Annotated in this window: 17 protein-coding genes and 2 pseudogenes; 11 read left to right on the plus strand and 8 right to left on the minus strand. The window is 62.4% G+C overall.

The features are described 5' to 3' along the window. Nucleotides 1-130: 130 nt before the first annotated feature. Complete coding sequence (locus BcanWU425_RS24860; protein ID WP_204510888.1) at nt 131-1177, plus strand: alpha/beta fold hydrolase; 1047 nt, start codon at nt 131-133, stop codon at nt 1175-1177. A 227-nt stretch (nt 1178-1404) separates the two neighbouring features. Beyond that, nucleotides 1405-2385, plus strand: coding sequence for a sensor histidine kinase (locus tag BcanWU425_RS24865; RefSeq protein ID WP_231190903.1), 981 nt, complete (start codon nt 1405-1407; stop codon nt 2383-2385). Between the two features lie 57 nt (nt 2386-2442). On the opposite strand, the gene BcanWU425_RS24870 is transcribed toward BcanWU425_RS24865, so the two are convergent. From BcanWU425_RS24870 to BcanWU425_RS24885, 4 genes are all read right to left on the minus strand, one after another. Beyond that, nucleotides 2443-2889 carry a YunG family protein gene (locus BcanWU425_RS24870; RefSeq protein ID WP_438286320.1) on the minus strand — a complete coding sequence of 149 codons (447 nt, stop codon included), beginning with the start codon at nt 2887-2889 and terminating at the stop codon, nt 2443-2445. Between the two features lie 303 nt (nt 2890-3192). After that, nucleotides 3193-4284: a TRAP transporter substrate-binding protein gene (locus tag BcanWU425_RS24875; RefSeq protein WP_018459388.1), complete on the minus strand. Its 1092-nt coding sequence runs from the start codon at nt 4282-4284 to the stop codon at nt 3193-3195. 218 nt (nt 4285-4502) lie between these two features. After that, the gene (locus tag BcanWU425_RS24880) at nt 4503-5645 is read right to left on the minus strand and encodes an Mrp/NBP35 family ATP-binding protein (RefSeq protein ID WP_085352723.1); all 1143 of its coding nucleotides are present in this window, start codon (nt 5643-5645) and stop codon (nt 4503-4505) included. A gap of 53 nt (nt 5646-5698) precedes the next feature. After that, a complete protein-coding gene (locus BcanWU425_RS24885) occupies nt 5699-6136 on the minus strand; it encodes a VOC family protein (RefSeq protein WP_018459390.1) in 438 nt (145 codons plus the stop codon). Between the two features lie 182 nt (nt 6137-6318). Here BcanWU425_RS24885 and BcanWU425_RS24890 point away from each other — a divergent pair, with 182 nt between their 5' ends. The 5 genes from BcanWU425_RS24890 (at nt 6319) to BcanWU425_RS24910 (ending at nt 11055) form a co-directional block, all read left to right on the plus strand. After that, nucleotides 6319-7191 (plus strand): NAD(P)-dependent oxidoreductase, encoded by an 873-nt coding sequence (locus tag BcanWU425_RS24890; RefSeq protein WP_026233796.1) that lies wholly within the window; start codon nt 6319-6321, stop codon nt 7189-7191. A 22-nt stretch (nt 7192-7213) separates the two neighbouring features. Then, nucleotides 7214-8491 (plus strand): sodium:proton antiporter NhaD, encoded by a 1278-nt coding sequence (gene nhaD, locus BcanWU425_RS24895; RefSeq protein WP_204510887.1) that lies wholly within the window; start codon nt 7214-7216, stop codon nt 8489-8491. Nucleotides 8492-8628: 137 nt separating this feature from the next. Further along, on the plus strand, nt 8629-10224 hold the full coding sequence (locus BcanWU425_RS24900) for a sensor histidine kinase (RefSeq protein ID WP_018459393.1): 1596 nt from the start codon (nt 8629-8631) through the stop codon (nt 10222-10224). 44 nt (nt 10225-10268) lie between these two features. Next, nucleotides 10269-10472, plus strand: a complete 204-nt coding sequence (locus BcanWU425_RS24905) for a DUF1289 domain-containing protein (protein WP_018459394.1) — start codon at nt 10269-10271, stop codon at nt 10470-10472. 28 nt (nt 10473-10500) lie between these two features. Further along, complete coding sequence (locus BcanWU425_RS24910; protein WP_018459395.1) at nt 10501-11055, plus strand: TIGR02281 family clan AA aspartic protease; 555 nt, start codon at nt 10501-10503, stop codon at nt 11053-11055. A gap of 33 nt (nt 11056-11088) precedes the next feature. Here BcanWU425_RS24910 and dusA read toward each other — a convergent pair whose 3' ends face one another. The 3 genes and pseudogenes from dusA to BcanWU425_RS24925 all read right to left on the minus strand — a co-directional run bounded on the left by dusA (nt 11089) and on the right by BcanWU425_RS24925 (nt 12573). Beyond that, entirely contained in the window at nt 11089-12048 is a 960-nt protein-coding gene (dusA, locus tag BcanWU425_RS24915; RefSeq protein ID WP_231190905.1) for a tRNA dihydrouridine(20/20a) synthase DusA, read from the minus strand. Nucleotides 12049-12283: 235 nt separating this feature from the next. Beyond that, nucleotides 12284-12373, minus strand: a pseudogene (locus BcanWU425_RS24920) (DUF3606 domain-containing protein); the annotation flags it as partial. Nucleotides 12374-12432: 59 nt separating this feature from the next. Beyond that, complete coding sequence (locus tag BcanWU425_RS24925) at nt 12433-12573, minus strand: hypothetical protein (protein ID WP_018459397.1); 141 nt, start codon at nt 12571-12573, stop codon at nt 12433-12435. Nucleotides 12574-12745: 172 nt separating this feature from the next. Here BcanWU425_RS24925 and BcanWU425_RS24930 point away from each other — a divergent pair, with 172 nt between their 5' ends. The 4 genes and pseudogenes from BcanWU425_RS24930 to BcanWU425_RS24945 all read left to right on the plus strand — a co-directional run. Next, the gene (locus BcanWU425_RS24930) at nt 12746-13204 is read left to right on the plus strand and encodes a YidB family protein (RefSeq protein WP_026233798.1); all 459 of its coding nucleotides are present in this window, start codon (nt 12746-12748) and stop codon (nt 13202-13204) included. A 24-nt stretch (nt 13205-13228) separates the two neighbouring features. Continuing rightward, a complete protein-coding gene (locus tag BcanWU425_RS24935; protein WP_018459399.1) occupies nt 13229-13492 on the plus strand; it encodes a GlsB/YeaQ/YmgE family stress response membrane protein in 264 nt (87 codons plus the stop codon). Between the two features lie 64 nt (nt 13493-13556). Then, nucleotides 13557-13895 (plus strand): hypothetical protein, encoded by a 339-nt coding sequence (locus tag BcanWU425_RS24940; protein WP_085395844.1) that lies wholly within the window; start codon nt 13557-13559, stop codon nt 13893-13895. A 237-nt stretch (nt 13896-14132) separates the two neighbouring features. Further along, nucleotides 14133-14306: pseudogene (locus BcanWU425_RS24945) on the plus strand (ATP dependent DNA ligase); the annotation flags it as partial. A 31-nt stretch (nt 14307-14337) separates the two neighbouring features. On the opposite strand, the gene BcanWU425_RS24950 reads toward BcanWU425_RS24945, so the two are convergent. Continuing rightward, nucleotides 14338-15162 (minus strand): ribonuclease HII, encoded by an 825-nt coding sequence (locus tag BcanWU425_RS24950; protein ID WP_085395842.1) that lies wholly within the window; start codon nt 15160-15162, stop codon nt 14338-14340. Nucleotides 15163-15311: the final 149 nt, after the last annotated feature.

Consider the following 15311-nt stretch of genomic DNA (forward strand, 5'->3'; position numbering starts at 1 on the left):
GGAAATTTACCTCCTTGGGCCCCGCCGCCGTCGGCCCTGCCGAGGAACGAACACCCCCGCGAACCGTTCAACTCAGCTGCAACATTTCTCATTTGATGGGGCGTCGTGCAGACCACCTAAGGTAATGCACATGCGCCTTGCACGACGAACACGTTCCAGCTCCCTTCTATCCGATTGCTTGGGCGCCATCACGCGACATCCAGGCGCCGCCGCGTTTGCTGCCGCAGGTACCCTCGTTGCGGCTACCGCAATCATAAACCGGCGGCTCGCGAACAAAGCGCAACGCGATAATCCTCCGCAGGGTCGGTTCATCGACGTCGAGGGGGTTCGCCTGCACTATTTGGAACGCGGCAGAGGCAAGCCGCTAGTCTTGTTTCACGGCAATGGCAGCATGGTCCAGGATTTCGTCTCGAGTGGATTGATCGATCTCGCAGCCGAGAACTACAGGGTCATAGTGTTCGATCGTCCCGGTTTTGGGCATAGCTCGCGGCCAAGGCACGTCGTCTGGACTCCGGATGCCCAGGCGGACCTGTTCAAGAAGGCCCTCGATCAGTTGGGCGTCTCTCAAGCGATTGTCCTTGGCCATTCATGGGGAGCGTCGGTTGCGGTTGCGCTGGCGACAAGACATCCTTCGTTCGTGCAGGCTCTCGTATTGGCCTCGGGCTATTATTTCCCGACTCCCCGCGCGGACAGCGCGGCGTCGGTGCTGTCCGCCCTACCGGTGGTCGGGGACGTCATCAGCTCCACGATTTCGCCGCTAGCCGGTCGGATGATGTGGCCCGCGATGTTGCGCAAGCTGTTTGGCCCCCGGCCGGTCCCGAACAAGTTCGCCGGCTTTCCGAAAGAAATGGCGTTGCGCCCATCACAGATGCGGGCCACAGCGGCCGAAGCGACGATGTTGATCTCCGCCGCATTCTCAGGTTCGAAGACTTATGCAGAACTCAAGATGCCGACGATCATTATCGCGGGCCAGAACGATCGTCTGATCGATATCAAGCAGTCGGTCAGGCTGCATGGCGAGGTCAAGCAGAGCAAATTGCACCGGATCGACGGAGCGGGACACATGATTCATCATTCCGCAACCGCTGATGTGATGGCGGCCATCGACGAAGCTGCTGCCGAGGCCGTGTTGACCCATGGACGGGAAGGCCCAGGCGTTTCGCGAAGCAACGCGTAATCGCTCACGAACAACGCCGCTGATCGCCGTCGGCGAACCTCACGGCTCGTTTGCGGAGGATCGCTTCTGAGCCAACTCGGGCGCGGGACCACACTTCAACCCGCCCTCTCGGTCGAACGGAGACCTTTTCGACCGGGTATGGTATCTGTCGATCGCCCGTTGGCCGAGGTGCCGATTGGTCAGATAAAGCGGGAAAACGAAGCACAATGGTTCCTAGCCAGGTGACGATGCCCTTGTGGCACGAAAAGCACCTCCGGGCTGCCACTCGCGCCGCCGGTGTCGCTCTATGGTCCTGGAACGTTGATACCGACGCCATCACCATGGATGAACCCGCGTACGACCTTTGGGAGGTGCCCAAGGGCGAGCAGAAAATTACGTTCGAGATACTGTCCAAGAACATCCACCCCGCCGATCTTGAGAGGGTGAGATCGGCATTTGCCGCTACTCGCGCAGTCGTAGGCTCTTACGAGATAGATTTTCGTATTCTGACCGGCAGCGATATCCGTTGGATTTCCGCGCGGGGCCAGGGCGACGATGCCGACATCGCGGATCGAACGATGTTCGGTATTTTCCTGGACGTCACCCAACGCAAGCAAGCCGAGGAAGCCAACGAGCTCCTGGCGGGCGAGATGAGCCACCGGCTGAAAAACCTTCTCACCGTCGCAACGGCGCTGACGCAAATGAGCTCACGCTCGGCAGCATCAAAAGAGGATATGGCCCAGGAGCTGACCAGTCGCCTGATGGCTCTTGGACGTGCTCAGGACCTTGTGCGCCCGGTACCGGGACGAAATAGAGAAGGGACGCTTCTCGGAGACCTCATCTCTGTTCTGCTTGCGCCGTACGATGAGGAAGGAGCCAGCGTTCGTATTCGTGTCTCGGTCCCCAAGATGAACGTGGGAGAGGCTTCCAGCACAGCACTCGCCTTGGTGATGCATGAACTGGCAACCAACTCTGCGAAATACGGTGCGCTGTCCCTTTCAAGTGGCACCCTGGACGTATCGTGCAACGCTCACGAGGACGAGGTCGTGGTCAAGTGGACGGAGCGGGGTGGTCCCCCCGTTGTCGCTCCAACAAAGCTCGAAGGCTTTGGAAGCCAGTTGGTGCACCGAAGTATGGCCGCCCAGCTTGGCGGGACTATAACTTTTGACTGGTCGGAAGAGGGTGTGGTGGTCATCCTGCGCATGAGCAAAGACCGTCTTGCGAATTGATGTTGAGCTGATTTCCCGCGCCCACTCCTGTCACCCGTCTGCGATTGGCCCTTGGCTTTACTTCGTACGACGCTCCTGAAAAGCCTCTCTGAGTTCGGCCAGTTCATCGCTTGTCGCTCCCAATTCCACATCGGCACGGCTTGCAGGTAAATCCCTGTAAGCAATCGGCTGATCGAACTGGCTGGCCGTAAAGTCGTACCGCCGACCACCGATGCGATTGTAAAAATGGTCGCCGGCCGGCAGCGGCGTCCTCAGCAACTCGCCGCCGAAGAGCTCGTGGATCAGCAGCGAGGTGACGTTGCATTGCCCCGCCGCCGGATTGCTCGCCGTCCATTGACTGGCGGTTGCCAACGACCAGGCCTTGCGCAGCGCGCTTTGAACCTCATCGGGATCGAAGCTCATCATCAACCCCAGGCCAGCCGCCGAGGCGCTCATTTCGGATTTTGCGATAATGCCTTTATGCCACTGTTTTGCCCGACGAGTCAAACGATCTCGCTGAAGCACGCGCGCCTGCCCGCTTTGACGCCCAAAAATACGAAGTTGCCCTCGACCGCGCGATGCTCGGGCGTGCCTGCCAATTAGCCCATCGCATCAAGCTGTTGGCTACACTCGCAACGCCTTGTCCTCTCACCCCTCGTCTACTGTGCATGGGGTTGTTTTTCAGATTTTTTGTTGGAGGCCCCGCCCGTCCCCCGGCGACACCGCCGCTCGCCGATATCCGCTCGCCTATTCCGATCGCGTCGCCCCAAAGAAAAGCCCGGCCTCGCGAACGAGACCGGGCGTGTCGTCTTGCGACTTGCTCGAAGATCAGCCGCGGGTGCGCGAGCGGATCATGAAGCTGTCGTAGGTGTATTCGGCGACCTGCCACCACAGATATTCGTCGGAGCGGTAGGCCTGCATGGCGTCGATCGACTTCTTGAAGTCGGGATTCTTGGCCGAGATCTCGCCCCACAATTCGTTGGTCGCCTTGAGGCAGGCTTCCAGAACCTCATTGGTGAACGGGCGAAGCTGCGTTCCGCCGGCGACCAGACGCTTCAGCGCGCCGGGGTTCACCATGTCGTAGCGCGCGGCCATCCAGGTGTTGGTGTTGACGGTCGCGTTGGTGAGGATCGCCTGATAGTTCTTCGGCAGCTCGTTCCACTTGTCGATGTTGGCGAAGGCGTGAACGGTCGGACCGCCTTCCCAGAAGCCCGGGTAGTAGTAGTACTTGGCGACCTTGGCGAAGCCGAGCTTCTCGTCATCGTAGGGACCGACCCATTCGGCCGCGTCGATGGTGCCCTTCTCGAGCGACGGATAGATGTCGCCGCCGGCGAGCTGCTGCGGCACCACGCCGACCTTCTGAAGCACCTGGCCGGCAATGCCGCCGATGCGCATCTTCAGGCCCGACAGGTCGGCAACGGTCTTGATCTCCTTGCGGAACCAGCCGCCCATCTGGGTGCCGGTGTTGCCGCAGGGGAAGCCCACCACGTTCGTCTTCTTGAAGAACTCGTTGGCGAGCTCGTTGCCGCCGCCTTGGTACAGCCAGGAATTCTGCTGGCGTGCATTCAGGCCGAAAGGCACCGACGCGAAAATCGCGAAGGTCGGGTCTTTGCCGACGTAATAATACGACACCGTGTGGCACATCTCGACGGTGCCCTTCTGGGTCGCATCCAGCGCCTGCAGGCCCGGGACGATTTCACCCGCCTGGAAGACCTGGATCTGAAACTTGTTGTCGGTCATCTCGGCGACGTACTTCGCCATCTGCTCGGCACCGCCATAGATGGTGTCGAGCGACTTCGGGAAGCTCGACGTCAGGCGCCACTTGATCTCGGGCGAGGACTGCGCGATCGCCGGCGAGGCCACCGCGGCGGTCGCCGCCGCGCCGGCTGCCGACACTTTCAGGAAATCACGACGCTTCATCTTCAGTCTCTCCTTGTTGGGGCGTTTCCCCTAACTTCCTCTTTGCTGCCGCTCATTCCGGCGACGCGTTCTTGGGCCGCGTCGAACCGAAGGGGCTTGACTGCCGTGGGCCTTTAACACGGAAGCCCTGCTTTCGAAACGCGACATTGGCATGACAGGGCTCTACGAAAGTCGCATGTCCCCAAGGTATTGGTTTCAAGGGATCGGCTTGGATCCGCTTAGGCCGCGGCGATGACGCCCTTGAGCTGGTCCCGCACCTGTCCCGCAATGGCGCGGTAGATCGCCGCATGGGGACCATCCGGCTCGCTGTCCACTACGGGCGTGCCCGCATCCGAGGTGGCGCGAATCGCCATGTGCAGGGGGATCTCGCCCAGGAATGGTACCCCGAGCTTCTCGGCCTCGTGGCGCGCGCCGCCATGGCCGAAAATGTCGGATTTCGTGCCGCATTGCGGGCACTGGAAATAGCTCATGTTCTCGACGATGCCCAGCACGGGCACGTTGACCTTCTTGAACATCGCAAGCCCCCGCCTTGCGTCGATCAGCGACAGGTCCTGCGGGGTCGAGACGATCACGGCGCCCTTCAAAGGGACGTTCTGCGCCAGCGTGAGCTGGGCATCGCCGGTGCCTGGCGGCATGTCGACGACGAGCACATCGAGCTGGCCCCATACGACGTCGCGCAGCATCTGCGTCACTGCCGACATCACCATCGGCCCGCGCCAGATCATCGCGGTCTCTTCCTCCACCAGGAAGCCGATCGACATGATGGCCAGGCCAAAGCGCTTGAGCGGAATCATCTTGCGCTCGTCGTTCAGCTCCGGCTTCTCATGCAGGCCCGTCAGCCGCGGCACCGATGGGCCGTAGATGTCGGCATCGAGCAGCCCGACCTTGAGGCCGAGATCGCGCAGACCGAGTGCCAGGTTAAGCGCGGTGGTGGATTTGCCGACACCGCCCTTGCCCGAGGCGACCGCGATCACGGCCGCGACGCCCGGAATCTCGGACTGCCGCGCCATCGGCGATTGGGCGCCGCCCTGCGGCGGCGGCTTGTGGGCGTGGACGGGCTGCACGCCCGGCGTGCCGCGGCTGGGAGTTGGCGGCGGTGGCGGCGCCGCGCCGGCCTTCCGCTCGGCGGTCAGCGCCACCATGACGGTGGTGACGCCGGGAATGGCGCGCACCGCGGCCTCGGCCTCGGCCCGGACGGATTCCCAGGCTCGCGCTTCGGCGGCTTCGACATTGATCGAGAAGAACACCTTGCCGTCGGCCGCGCTGATCGCGCTCAGCACATTGGCATTGGTGAGCGCGACCCCGCGGGGCGACTTGATCCTGGCGAGGCTGTCGAGAACCTGTTGCTGCGTCACGCTCAAAGCGCATCTCCTAGAATTCAAGATGCCCCATTAGAGCGGAAACGCCCAAAAGGCTACTGCCTGCCGATATCGTCAGCCATCTCGGCGGGCGCGGCCCCCTGCTCCAGGGCCGCCTCGTAGTTGAGCTCGATCATGACCCCGTTGGGGTCGTGGACGAAGATCTGCCAGAGCTCACCGCCGGGCACTTGGCGGGAGTCGAACTTCATCCCCTTTGAGGCCAGCCGCTGCTTCATGCCGTCAAACCCGCGGCTGGCGAAGGCGACGTGGTGGACAACGCCGGAATCCGGCTTTTGTGGCTCGGCAGTCGGAGAAATATCGACGAGGTGCACCACCGGCTTTCCCTCGCTGTACATCCAGGCGCCGGGGAAGGCGAAATTCGGCCGGGCGCCTTTTTCCAGGCCCAGCACGTCCTCGTAGAAGCGGACGGTTTCGGCCAGATTCCGGGTCCGGACATTGAAATGATCGAGCACGCCCACGCTTACGCCGCCCATGCCTTCGCTCCCTTTTTTTGAAGTCCTTAGGTCCACCATCCTAACACAGGCGGGGGCCAAACGAACCCGTTGCCCTCCGGCCTCAAGGGTTTATGGTGCGCCCGATCTGCCGCAATGGCGGAACCGGACGGCCCTCGCCCGGCAAGAACCGTAAAACCCAAACTACGGACAAGGTACTACAGATGGCTAAAGTCGCTTTCCTCGGTCTCGGCGTGATGGGCTTCCCCATGGCCGGACACCTCGTGAAAAAAGGGGGCCATGAGGTCACCGTCTATAACCGCACCGCGGCCAAGGCGAAGGAGTGGGCGGACAAGTTCGGCGGCAAGACCGCGGCGACCCCGAAGGCCGCGGCCGAGGGCCAGGATTTCGTGATGTGCTGCGTCGGCAACGATAACGATCTGCGCGCGGTCACGATCGGTGCCGACGGCGCGTTCGCCGGCATGAAGAAGGGTGCAACCTTCGTCGACCACACCACCGCTTCCGCCGAGGTCGCGCGTGAGCTCGATGCGGCCGCGACCAAGGCCGGCTTCAAGTTCATCGACGCACCCGTGTCCGGCGGCCAGGCCGGCGCCGAGAACGGCGTGCTGACGGTGATGTGCGGCGGCGCGCAGGACGCCTATGCCGGCGCCGAGCCGATCATCACAGGCGCCTATGCGCGGATGTGCAAATTGCTGGGGCCCGCCGGCTCCGGCCAGCTGACCAAAATGGTCAACCAGATCTGCATCGCCGGCCTCGTCCAGGGCCTCTCCGAGGGTATTCACTTCGCCAAGAAAAGTGGCCTTGACGTCGCCGCCGTGATCGAAACCATCTCCAAGGGCGCCGCGCAGTCCTGGCAGATGGAGAACCGCTACAAGACCATGAACGAGGACAAATACGATTTCGGCTTCGCGGTCGAATGGATGCGCAAGGATCTCTCGATCTCGCTAGCCGAAGCCCGCCGCAATGGCGCCAATTTGCCGGTGACCGCGCTCGTCGACCAGTTCTACGCCGAGGTCGAGAAGATGGGCGGCAAGCGCTGGGATACATCGAGCCTGCTCGCGCGCCTGAATCGCTGACACCTCACGAAGTGATCCTGCCTTGCTGACCGCACTCGCCGCAATCTTCATCCTCGCCTATGCGGCGATCGCGCTCGAGCATCCTATCGGGGTGAACAAGAGCGCGTCTGCGCTACTCGGCGCGGGCGTGCTCTGGACAATCTACGCGCTCGCGACCGGCGACCACACGCTGGTCGGCCGTCAGCTTGACGAGTCCGTCGCTGCCACCGCGCAGATCGTGTTCTTCCTGGTTGGCGCGATGACCATCGTCGAGGTCATCGACGCCCATGACGGTTTCGAGGTCATCACCTCCCGCATCAGCACGACCAGCCAGGTCCGTCTGATATGGCTGATTGGCTTCGTTACCTTCTTCCTTAGTGCAATCCTCGACAATCTGACCACCACCATCGTCATGGTCTCGCTGATCCAGCGGCTGATCGCCAAGCGCGACGACCGCTTGCTGTTCGCCTCCCTCATCGTCATCGCCGCAAATGCCGGCGGCGCATGGACCGTGATCGGCGACGTCACCACGACCATGCTGTGGATCGGCGGACAGATTTCGCCCCTGAAAATCATGAGCGCGGTGTTCCTGCCCTCCTTGCTCAGCCTGCTGGTGCCGCTCGCATTCATCAGCTTTTCACTCAAGGGCAAGACCATCGCACCACCGCCGAAAGAGGACGGATTGCAGGGCGTCGATCCGTTCGAGCGGAACGTGATGTTCTATCTCGGACTCGGCGTACTGATCGCGGTGCCCGCCTTCAAGACGGTCACGCACCTGCCGCCCTTCATGGGCGTCCTGCTCGGGCTTGGCATCGTGTGGTTGGTCGGCGAGATCGTTCATCGCAAAAAGGATGAGCATGTCCGCGGTCCCCTCACGCTTGCGAATGCGCTGACGCGGATCGACATGGGCTCGATCGTATTCTTCCTCGGCATCTTGCTCGCGGTCGCCTGCCTCGAACATGCCGGCCTGCTCTCCATGCTGGCCAAATGGCTGGACACCGCGATCGGCCGACAGGACATCATCGTGATCGTGCTCGGCCTGCTCAGTGCTGTCATCGACAACGTGCCGCTGGTCGCCGCGACGATGGGCATGTACGACCTCGCGCATTATCCACCCGACAGCTTCATCTGGGAGTTCATCGCCTATTGCGCCGGAACCGGCGGCTCGATCCTGATCATCGGCTCGGCCGCAGGCGTCGCCGCCATGGGGCTCGAGCGCATCGAGTTCCTCTGGTACGCCCGCCGCATCGCCGTTCCCGCGCTCGCCGGCTATCTGGCGGGCGCCGTGGTGTACATCGCGCAGCACGCGGCGCTGCATTGAGCGGCTCACGCCGGATCCAAAATTAACGCCGGGTTAACGTAATTCTTTAGCTCCTTAAGTCACCTCTTAAGGATTTCTTGCCAGAGATAGACAATGCAGAAGGCCCGTCCCGCGCGGGCAGGAATTGTTGTTGTGCGATGAGTAAACCCGCTGAAAAGCCCGAGGTTGTGCAGCTTCCGGCCGAGCCGGTGAGCGTGCCGTCGGCGAGCCATCGCCGGGCTGCGGCACAGCGGGTGCGCGAGGCGCGCGATAAGTTAACGTCGACCAGTGGAACCCGGCCGGCTTTCGATGCCGAAATGCTGCGCCAGTACGCCCAGACGCGGCTGTCGGCCTCCTATGTCGTGATGCTGCTTGTGGTCGCGACAGGCGTGCTGTTTGGGCTGTGGATGCAGCCGATCCCGGCCGCGGCCTGGACCGCCGGCATGCTTTGCATTCATGCCGCAATGATCCGCAGCTGCCACCGCTTCCTGGCCGAGCCCGCCTCGCCCGCGGCAACGCGCGCATGGCAGACGCGTTTCGTCGTGCTCGACCTGCTCTATGGCCTTTGCTGGATGGCGATCCTGATCCATCCCGTGCTCGACATGATCACGGAAACGCTGATGATGTTCCTGATGCTGCTGGTGATCGCAGTATCAAGCATGCTGGCCGCCAATCTGCCGATCGCCGCCCTCGCCGCCACCGCACCGGTCGCGGTCGCGATGGCGCTGAGCTTCGTGATGACCGGCTCGCTGGATAATTACATCCTGGCCGCGCTCGCCGTCGCCGCCGAAGGCTATTTCGTGTTGCTGGCTCACCGCCTGCACTCTTCGACCTTCGCCACGCTCGAGGCGCGGGCCGAGAAGGACGCGCTGATCGGCGAGCTCGAACAAGCCAAGGCGATCTCGGACGAAGCGCGCCACCGCGCCGAATCCGCCAATGTGGCCAAGTCGCGCTTTCTGGCGCAGATGAGCCACGAACTGCGGACGCCGCTCAATGCAATCCTCGGCTTCTCGGAAGTGATGAAGAGCGAGATTTTCGGCGCGCATGCCGTGCCGGTCTACAAGGAGTACTCGGCCGACATCCACAATTCCGGCGTCCACCTGCTCAACCTCATCAACGAGATCCTCGATCTGTCGCGGATCGAGGCTGGCCGCTACGAGCTCAACGAGGAAGCGGTCTCGCTGGTCGGCATCGTCGCCGACTGCCATCATTTGATGAAGCTGCGCGCCTCGAGCCGTGGCATCACCATCCACGAGGTGTTCGAGCAGGCAATGCCGCGGCTGTGGGCCGACGAGCGCGCGATCCGCCAGGTCGTGCTCAATCTGCTCTCCAACTCGATCAAGTTCACTCCGCAGGGCGGCGAGATCTGGCTCAAGGCCGGCTGGACGGCCTCAGGCGGACAATATCTCTCGGTGAAGGACACCGGCTCCGGGATTCCCGAGGACGAGATCCCGGTCGTGCTCGCCTCGTTCGGCCAAGGCTCCAATTCCATCAAGTCGGCCGAACAGGGCGCCGGTCTCGGCCTGCCGATCGCCAAGAATCTGGTCGACCTGCATGGCGGTACGTTCACGCTGAAATCGAAGCTGCGCATCGGCACCGAAGTGATCGTCACCTTCCCGCCCGAGCGCGTGATGAGCGCGCTGGCGCCGATGTCGGATGATTCTCCGCCGCTCCAACCCGAGAGTTCCGCGGTGGCGGACGAGAAGCGCCGGCCCCGCCGCAAGCCGATCATGAGCGCGGGTACGGGCTCGTAACGAGATGCTTGCAGACATGCCCGACCATCCGCCACTATGCCCCAATGAGCAAAGAAACGCCGTGCGTGGCGGTCTGCATGATCGACCCCAAGACCAGGCTGTGCTTCGGCTGCGGACGCACATTGCCGGAGATCGCGCGCTGGCACGCCATGGAGAGCGCGGAGCGGCTCGCCCTCATGGCGCTGTTGCCGGCGCGCATGAATCAGGCTGGACTTCCGCCCATCGCGGGATCGCCGAAACACACCTGACCGGTCGGCGCGCATCTGGAGATGCGCAATGATCCGCTTTCTGCTCGTCTTCATCATGCTCGCCTGCACGGCCGGTGCCGTCGTCGCCTATGGCGATTCCGACCAGATCGCGCGCGCAAGCAGCAAGGTCTCGCATATCTTTCGCACGCAGACCGCAGCGCCCGCGCCCGCCGTGCAGATTCCGCGCGGCCAGGGCGGCGAATTCGCGCTGCGCGCGAAGATCAACGGCGTGGCCGCACCGATGGTCATTGACACCGGCGCGACCTCGGTGGTGCTGACCTGGGAAACCGCGAAGGCGATCGGGCTGCCGCTCGAGATGCTCGAATACGACGTCGATCTCGAAACCGCGGGCGGTCATACCAAGGCGGCCCGCCTCACGATCGACCGCCTCTCCGTCGGTCACCTCGTCGAGAAATCGGTGCCAGCCCTCGTCGTACAGCGCGGGCAGATGAAGACCAACCTGCTCGGGATGAGCTTCCTCGATCGCCTGGAGAGCTGGGGCGTGCGCGCCGACAGGCTGATGCTCACGGGTTATCCGGAGCTCCAGACCAGTCGCCGCCGCTCGCGCCTGGCAGTCGACTAGACTCTTGCAATCCGGCTCGTCATGCGATTACGGCTAGGCCGCCGCCTCCGCCGGTACGTGCGCACCGACACGCGCAATCGCTTCGCGTAGCACCTCGAGGCCAGCGCCCGGCTTCACCCCCTGCTCGGCAAGATGCCGGCGGAAGGCGCGCGCGCCGGGGACGGCGTGGAATGCGCCGACGAAATGCCGCGTCATAGAGTGCAGCCTCGTGCCGCGCGCGAGTTGCTGTTCGATGTAGGGCACCATCCCTTCGAGCGCATCCTGCATCGAGGCATGCGGCGCCGCCTCGCCGAAAATGTCGGTATCGACCGAGAGCAGCCGCCACGGCTCCTGATAGGCGGCTCGTCCAAGCATCGCGCCGTCAACGTGATCGAGATGTGCCCTTGCCTCGTCGACACCGGGGATGCCGCCGTTGATGATGACAGGCACATCCGGCATCGCGCGCTTGAGGCGATAGACGCGATCATAGTCGAGCGGCGGGATGTCGCGATTCTCCTTCGGTGACAAACCGCTGAGCCATGCTTTCCGGGCATGTACGATCAGCGCATCGCAGCCGGAGTCAACGACTGCGTGCGCAAGGTTGTCGAGCGCGACTTCGGGATCCTGGTCGTCGATCCCGATGCGGCACTTCACGGTCACGGGCACGGCCACCGCACCCTTCATCGCCTCGACGCACCTCGCCACGAGATCAGGCTCTGCCATCAGGCAAGCGCCGAAACGGCCGTCCTTCACGCGGTCGGAGGGGCAGCCGACGTTGAGGTTGATTTCGTCATAACCCAACTCCTCGCCGATCCGCGCCACCAGCGCCAGCTCGCGTGGATCCGACCCGCCGAGCTGAAGCGCGACCGGGTGCTCGACCAGGTCGAACCCAAGCAGCCGCTTCCGGTCACCATGAATGATGGCGCCAGTGGTCAGCATCTCCGTATAGAGCAGCGCCCGCCTCGTCAGGTGACGGTGGAACACCCGGCAATGCCGGTCGGTCCAATCCATCATGGGCGCCACGGAAAAGCGATATTCTTGATATTCCAAGTAGTTATCCTATCCTTACAATGGACTAGAGCAGGAACAAGTGCACACGTGTGCACTCCAAACTAGCCAAAATTGCACACGTTTGTACCGCGTTTGATCTCCCGGTGCACACTAGCGCACATGAAATCCGGGTGGAGCGCACACGCGGTGCCGACCTTTAAGAAGCTCAAGTCGGGCAGCTGGCGCGTTCAAGTCAGGAGGAATCGTATCGCACTTCGTAGTCCTGGCCGTTAGCCACGCGGGCGCGATCTTGTTTGCGTCCCCGTGCGGTCTTCTTCTTCGCTGCCATCTGCTCCTCCGCCCGCGAAACTCATCGCGGTGCGACGCTTCAAGGAATCGCGAGTTCCTTCAAAGAAGCTGTTGCGAGCGCGAGGCCGAACGAACGCGAGCGACGCAGCATCGCGGCTCCAACTTGGTGGGCTTTTCCATTTTCAGTTCCTCGACCGCCTGCACGAAGGCTTCGTCGCGCCGCATGAGCAAAGCGGCCATTTGGCGCACGTCGCGCGAGCTGGTTTGCTCCGGACTTTCGCCCGGAGCCCGCTCCCGTTTTCTTGCAGATGCTTCTCTAGATCCTCCTTTCCCAAACCCACGGCTCGGGAAAACTTGGAACTTCTCAGCCCAGCGTAGGTTGGTTGCCGATCGTTGAACTCAGGAGCCGAAAATGAGCCGCGGAATGCCATCGATGACCGCCCTCTTGGGTATGCTCGCAATCGCGGGGTATCAAAATCGGGACAAGCTGGCGGACATGTTTCGCAATGCGACCTCCGGCCAGCCGGCGGGTGCCAAGGATTCCCTGAGCGGCATGCTCGGCAGCCTTGGCGGCCTAGCGGGCACCGGAGGCGTGGGTTCGCTGCTGAACGGCGGGATCGGCGAATTGCTCGAGCACTTCAGGCAGAACGGGCAAGGCGATGTGGCTCAATCCTGGATCAATCAGGGGCCGAACCGCGAAGTCACCCCGCCCGAACTCCAGCAGGCTATCGGTCCGGACGTCCTTCAAAAACTGGAGCAGCAGACCGGCTTGTCGCAGCAGGAGATTCTCGACCGTTTGTCCCGAGAGCTTCCGACTGCCGTGGACAAATACACGCCTGATGGACGTCTTCCGGCTTCATCGGCGGGATAACACCACAGCGATCGAGGGAGAGACATGAGCATCATCTGGACGATCATCATCGGTTTCATCGCAGGCGTCATCGCGAAGTTCATCATGCCCGGCGACAACGAGCCCTCGGGTTTCATCCTGACCACCATCCTGGGAATAGTGGGCGCGTTCGTAGCGACCTATCTTGGCCAATCTCTCGGCTGGTACCGGCCAGGAGAAGGCGCAGGACTAGTGGGGGCAGTGGTAGGCGCCATCATCGTGCTTTTCGTCTACGGTTTTGTAGCCGGTCGCAGCCGTCGGGCGATCTAACCACAGTGAACGGAATTCTGCGCGTAAGCGGAGAATTCGCCCGGTGTGAAAGGCGATCGGCAAGATGAAATGGATGCTCGTTGTCCTGGTAGGAGGCATGACCCCGGTCAACACCGACCTGGTTTTCGACAAGTTCGCCGATTGCCTTGCCGCCGAGGAGCAGATGCGAAAGCACTATACGGACGCTTTCGAGGCCTGGGACCGATGGGCCGCGGCCAATATCGAGCGACGACGCGAATACTCAAAGGTCCGCGACCTCCAGGCCAAACGCCTGCTCAGCAACATCGGTACGTGCGTCCCTCATGCGGGTGGCGACCCCGCGGCGCTTCAGCAGCAGAGCACTCCGACACCTCCTCAAACTCCTCAAGCCGGACCTATGCCTCAGCCAAGTCCGAAAACGTGACGTCTGAACGTTTCGAACAGGCGCAGCCGCAAACGAATGTTGCAGCTGCGCATTCATCGCCCCTGCCTTCATTGTTCTCGCCCGCGCTGACCTTTGGCCTGCTGACGATTATAGGTGCACGCCTAAATGTCGCCCTGACGGACCTGCGGGCAGAGATGTCGGCCGAACTATAGCGCAAGCACCGGCTCAAGGCCCTCCTGCCGCGCCACAAGCTGATCGCGTTCAGCAAGCACCGCAGCCAAAGTAAAGGATGAGCGGGTCACGACCTGGGTGCATCCTTCGTAGGTCGCGGAAGTGAAATTAGCGGAGTGGACCAGCAAGGGCGAGCTGCGCCAGCCGGTCTATCTCGGCCTGAGGTCGGACAAATTGGCCGAGGACGTCGTTCGCGAAAAGAAATGGCCGCGAAAATAGTACGCCGAGACGAAACGTGGACCCCAGGAGTTCAACCAGCGGTGCGCTCGGATGCCGAAGGCCACGGCGGCAGGGGCGGCAGTCCGAGGGCCTTGCGTACAGGTCCGAACGACCTCCGGTGAGCTGCGCATGCACCAAGCCTGGCGAGCGCCTCATAATGAGCCGGCACCGGGTAGCCCTTGTGATCCGCGAACCCGTAGCCGGGGTGACGCACGTCGAGCGTCCGCATGACCATATCGCGCTCGACTTTCGCGAGGATGGAGGCGGCCGCAATGCTGGCGGACTTGGCGTCACCTTTAATGATGGACTGCTGAGGGATCTCGATTTCCTTCAACCGCTTCGCGTCGATCAGCAAGTGCTGCGGCGCCAACCCTAGGCCCCGGACCGCACGCTGCATCGCCTGGATGCCTGCCCAATAGATGTTGATCGCGTCGATCTCCTCGACCTCGACGAATGCTACACACCAACTCTCTGCCTTCTCCTTGATTTCCCTCGCGAGTTCTTCGCGAGCGGCGGCATCGAGTTTTTTCGAGTCGTCGATTCCGATTATCCGCGTGCCGGGCTTCAGGATCACGGCGCCAGCAGAGACTGGCCCGGCGAGAGGGCTCATTCCCGCCTCGTCCACGCCTGCCACGGCATGATGGCCGCTTTCCCAGAGAGAGGTCTCGAAGCGGAGCATCTTTCGCAGGCGCTGCCCCTCGGACCTATTTTCGGAGCGCCGTTTATCGATTGAGGCCAGGATGGCACGGGCTCCCGCGCGGGCGTCGGCCCGCAAGATCTGCTCGATGCTGGCTTCGAGCGGTCTTTTCTCGACGACATAGCGCCGACGCAATACATCGAGTGAATACTGGGACATGGCGGCCTTCCTGAAGATTGACTGTGGGAAGCGTGTCGGTGAAATTTGTGGCGATTGTCTGAAGCTAGACCATGCCGTCATCGACTGCGCAGCGCCTTGTCGAAAGAACCGGACCGGCTCTCCATCTGAGGTCCCGCTATTCTGGAGGG

Origin of the sequence: Bradyrhizobium sp. WU425, assembly GCF_021052305.1 — a bacterium.
In the GTDB taxonomy this organism is placed as follows: domain Bacteria; phylum Pseudomonadota; class Alphaproteobacteria; order Rhizobiales; family Xanthobacteraceae; genus Bradyrhizobium; species Bradyrhizobium canariense_D.

Coding starts and splice junctions, on each gene's coding strand:
- BcanWU425_RS24890 (WP_026233796.1), top strand. CDS start 6,319: ATGGCTAAAGTCGCTTTCCTCGGTCTCGGCGTGATGGGCTTCCCCATG.
- BcanWU425_RS24875 (WP_018459388.1), bottom strand. CDS start 4,284: ATGAAGCGTCGTGATTTCCTGAAAGTGTCGGCAGCCGGCGCGGCGGCG.
- BcanWU425_RS24925 (WP_018459397.1), bottom strand. CDS start 12,573: ATGGCCGCTTTGCTCATGCGGCGCGACGAAGCCTTCGTGCAGGCGGTC.
- BcanWU425_RS24885 (WP_018459390.1), bottom strand. CDS start 6,136: ATGGGCGGCGTAAGCGTGGGCGTGCTCGATCATTTCAATGTCCGGACC.
- dusA (WP_231190905.1), bottom strand. CDS start 12,048: ATGATGGATTGGACCGACCGGCATTGCCGGGTGTTCCACCGTCACCTG.
- BcanWU425_RS24905 (WP_018459394.1), top strand. CDS start 10,269: ATGAGCAAAGAAACGCCGTGCGTGGCGGTCTGCATGATCGACCCCAAG.
- BcanWU425_RS24930 (WP_026233798.1), top strand. CDS start 12,746: ATGAGCCGCGGAATGCCATCGATGACCGCCCTCTTGGGTATGCTCGCA.
- BcanWU425_RS24865 (WP_231190903.1), top strand. CDS start 1,405: ATGCCCTTGTGGCACGAAAAGCACCTCCGGGCTGCCACTCGCGCCGCC.
- BcanWU425_RS24900 (WP_018459393.1), top strand. CDS start 8,629: ATGAGTAAACCCGCTGAAAAGCCCGAGGTTGTGCAGCTTCCGGCCGAG.
- BcanWU425_RS24860 (WP_204510888.1), top strand. CDS start 131: ATGCGCCTTGCACGACGAACACGTTCCAGCTCCCTTCTATCCGATTGC.
- BcanWU425_RS24935 (WP_018459399.1), top strand. CDS start 13,229: ATGAGCATCATCTGGACGATCATCATCGGTTTCATCGCAGGCGTCATC.
- BcanWU425_RS24940 (WP_085395844.1), top strand. CDS start 13,557: ATGAAATGGATGCTCGTTGTCCTGGTAGGAGGCATGACCCCGGTCAAC.
- BcanWU425_RS24950 (WP_085395842.1), bottom strand. CDS start 15,162: ATGTCCCAGTATTCACTCGATGTATTGCGTCGGCGCTATGTCGTCGAG.
- BcanWU425_RS24910 (WP_018459395.1), top strand. CDS start 10,501: ATGATCCGCTTTCTGCTCGTCTTCATCATGCTCGCCTGCACGGCCGGT.